The sequence below is a fragment of the Gemmiger formicilis genome (assembly GCF_016901605.1).
Classification (GTDB): domain Bacteria; phylum Bacillota; class Clostridia; order Oscillospirales; family Ruminococcaceae; genus Gemmiger; species Gemmiger formicilis_B.
In genome coordinates, this window is record NZ_JACJKP010000235.1 from 1 (window position 1) to 3356 (window position 3356).

4 protein-coding genes are annotated in these 3356 nt (G+C 52.1%); 2 read left to right on the plus strand and 2 right to left on the minus strand.

Annotated features, from left to right (window positions below):
* The coding region (locus H6B10_RS13410) for a hypothetical protein (protein ID WP_345941848.1) at window positions 1-744 on the minus strand (744 nt) is incomplete at its 3' end.
* Window positions 745-1461, minus strand: coding sequence for a LytR/AlgR family response regulator transcription factor (locus H6B10_RS13415; protein WP_204652071.1), 717 nt, complete (start codon window positions 1459-1461; stop codon window positions 745-747). It abuts the gene before it with no gap.
* A gap of 271 nt (window positions 1462-1732) precedes the next feature.
* Here H6B10_RS13415 and H6B10_RS13420 point away from each other — a divergent pair, with 271 nt between their 5' ends.
* Window positions 1733-2476 carry an ABC transporter ATP-binding protein gene (locus H6B10_RS13420; RefSeq protein WP_204652072.1) on the plus strand — a complete coding sequence of 248 codons (744 nt, stop codon included), beginning with the start codon at window positions 1733-1735 and terminating at the stop codon, window positions 2474-2476.
* A gap of 5 nt (window positions 2477-2481) precedes the next feature.
* Window positions 2482-3356 (plus strand): FtsX-like permease family protein (locus tag H6B10_RS13425; RefSeq protein WP_204652073.1); only part of this gene is annotated, 875 nt, incomplete at its 3' end.

The window sequence follows — 3356 nt, forward strand, 5'->3', positions numbered from 1 at the left end:
CAGGTCGTGGCGAATCTGCCGGACCTGACGCTCTTGCCGCTGAAGGCTCTGATAATAGAGATTCCGCATTTCGGCCAGGCGGGTGGACTGTTCCAGCCGTTCATGATCGGCCAGTATCAGGACTGCGAACAGAATTACAACGGATGTCAGAAGTACAAAGGGGAGTACCACCAACCCCTGATTCATGGCCAGCGTATTGACGGCGGCAGAATCGTATTTTTGAAAAGTCAGCAATACCACGGCAACAAGAGCACACAACGGCATGATTGCCAATCCCAACACCATCTGCCACAACCGACGGGAAAGGTGTACCCGTTCTTTTGGAAAATGGCGGCGCAGCACCAGCCAAAGAATGCCGAAGATCGAAGTCCGCAATACCCGAACCAACAGGTCATAAAGGTGGGCTGCATCTACTTCCAGTACATAAGTGTCCAGTAAAGCGCAGACGGACATGGTCAGGCAAAAAGAGATAACGCCTACGGCCAAACGCCCCGTCAAATCTCCCTTTGTGCATAGAAGAAACAGAATGAAATATACCGGCATGGTATACAGCATGTTGGGATCACCAATCCAGATCACCATGCCGCTGCTGCCGGCAAGGGTCAGAAAAAGCAAAGCCTGCCAGAAACGTCCTTTCCGGAATGTTATGAATGGCCGGCAAATCCGGTACAGAAAAAAACCATTGGCCAGAATGTTGATCCACCAGAGGCCATAGAACCAAAAATTCCAAATCAGTGTTTTCATTCAGAACCTCTCCAGTTCCGCCCGCGCCAAAGCCAAAAGAGCCGATTGCTGACACGAACGGCTCACCGGGAGGCGCTCGCCGTTACACAGAATCACTTCACCGCTTTCGATTCGGTCTACCGCCCCGGCACGGACCAGATACCTCTGATGAACGCGGATAAAGCTTTGTCCTACCTCCTGTGCCACGGTGTCCAATTTACTGTAGAAGCTGTAAGAACGTCCTTCCGTAACGCACCGTACCTGGCGCCGGTCCGATGCAAAGTAGAGGATACCGGAAATGGGAATCCGGTAGTGGGTATCTCCGTTATGGCAGATATAGGCCCGCTCCAAATTACGGTACAATACTGCCTGGGCCCGCTCCAAAACATCTTCCAGTTGTTCCTGCTTTGGCGGCTTTAACAGATACCCCAAGGCCCCTACGCTGTACCCCTCAAAGACATGTTCCGGGTAACCGGTAACAAACACAAGCTGGAGACCGGCATCCATAGCGCGGAGCCGCCGGGCCGTCTCCAGCCCATCCAACTGGTGCAGTTCCATATCCAAAAAGATGAGTTCCAGTTCCCCCATATGGTGGTCAAACCAGCAGAGCAGATTTTCTCCCGCCGAAAACTCAAATATCTGTCCCTGTATTTTTCGGTTCTCTAAAATGCGCTCTAGCGCAGCGCGAAGCACAAAGCGGGCCTCCGCCGAATCATCACAGATTCCGATCCTCAGCATGTGCATTCCTCCGTATCCTATAGGCGTTTCGTCGCGGCGAAAAAAGACCGGGCAATTCTTGATTATTGTATCATAGGAAGGCAGATACACAAAACCGAACTTGACATAAAAAGCGCACATTTTTACATCTGTTTTGGAATCCCGGTCAAACTTTACGCCGAACTTGCCGCAGATAACACCGCCGTTTGCGCGGGGACTTTTGCTGAAAGTATGATGAACATAATAAAGTACCCTGCGGATGCAATGTCTTCTATGCGAAAGGAGTTTCACCATGCTGACTGTCCAGGACCTGCATAAATCCTACCAGACAGGAAAAACCATCTATGAAGTTCTGAAAGGGGTATCCCTTCATGTGGAAAAAGGGGAGTTTGTGGCCGTTATGGGACCTTCCGGCTCCGGCAAGACCACTCTGTTGAATTGTATTTCCTGTTATATCCCGGCGGACCGGGGGATTATTACACTGGGAAATACGGAACTGGCAAATCTCGGGGAAGATGCCCTTGCCCAGGTCCGGAACCGGCAGATGGGCTTTGTTTTTCAGGACTTTTTGCTTTTGGATGGCCTTACCGTCCGGCAGAATATTCTGTTGCCCGCCATCATCGGCGGAAGCGTCAACACACTGGTGGAGGAGCGGGCCAATCAGCTGTGCGATGTGTTTGGCATCAGCCCCATTCGGGATAAATATCCGGCGGAGATCTCCGGCGGCGAGAAGCAACGCACAGCCGTGGCTCGTGCGCTGATCAACCATCCACTTTTGATTCTGGCCGACGAACCCACCGGCAACCTGGATTCCAAGTCCAGCCGGGCGGTCATCCATGCCTTTGAACAGGCCCAAAAATCTTTGGACGCCACGATTTTTATGGTGACCCACGATTCTTTTGCCGCCTCTTTCTGCGACCGCGTGATTATCCTTCGGGACGGTGTGGTATGGCAGACACTGGAACGGGCAGCGCTGGACCGTACATCGTTCCAAAACCAGTTGCTGGATGTCGTTCGTGATATGGGAAAGGAGTGAGCATTGTGAACTCTTTCTCTTCGGTTTATGCCGCACTGCGGCGAAAAAACAAAGGCCGGTATGCACTTCTGGCGGGGTGCTGCTTCTTTTCCGTGTTGCTGATCACCGCCTATGCCTGTATGATGCAGGCACCTACCATCCTGTCTGTTCTGCCCGAAGGAGGCGATTCCCGCAAACAGGTAACGATGGTATTTGCGCTGGCTGTGATTGGCTGTGCTGTGTTTACTACCTATGCGGCGGGGTTGTTCTTTCGCCAAAAATCCCGTGAAACCGGCGTGTTTTTGGCGCTGGGGGCTTCCAGGTGTCAACTCCAGAAGGAGCTTTACAAAGAGCTGCTTTTGCTTTCCCTGTGTTCCTGTGCCGCCGGAGCAATTTTGGGGGAACCCGTAGCCTGGTGTATATGGCAACTTTTCCGCACTTTTCTGGTGGATTCCCGGGAAATGGTGCTGACATTTTCCCCCAAGGCTTATCTTTTGGCGCTTGCCTTTGCTGCCTATGTGATAACGATGCTCTTTGCATTGGGCAGCCAATCTGTCAGCCGAACCAACATTATGGACGTGGTTCAGGAGTCCCATACTTCCGAACCGATCCGGGAGGTAAAGCCATGGTACGGACCTGTCGGCATCGTTCTGGTTGTGGTCGGGGCGTTTGCCGGGTATCTGATGCCCGGTTTCTTCGTCAACGTCCTTCATTGGTATGCGCCCTCTATCATAGATGCGGTATTTTATCTCCCGGCATTGATCGGTATGTATATGATTCTGCTCCACACGGTGGTAAACGGTTGGCACAAGCGCCACAAATACAGGGATATCATTGTTACCTCCATGATGAAATTTCAGGGCCGCCAGACCGTGCGGAACATGCTGGTAATGACACTGCT

Excerpts from the sequence above, each read along its gene's own strand:
- H6B10_RS13415 (WP_204652071.1), bottom strand. The coding sequence starts at position 1,461 with ATGCTGAGGATCGGAATCTGTGATGATTCGGCGGAGGCCCGCTTTGTG.
- H6B10_RS13420 (WP_204652072.1), top strand. The coding sequence starts at position 1,733 with ATGCTGACTGTCCAGGACCTGCATAAATCCTACCAGACAGGAAAAACC.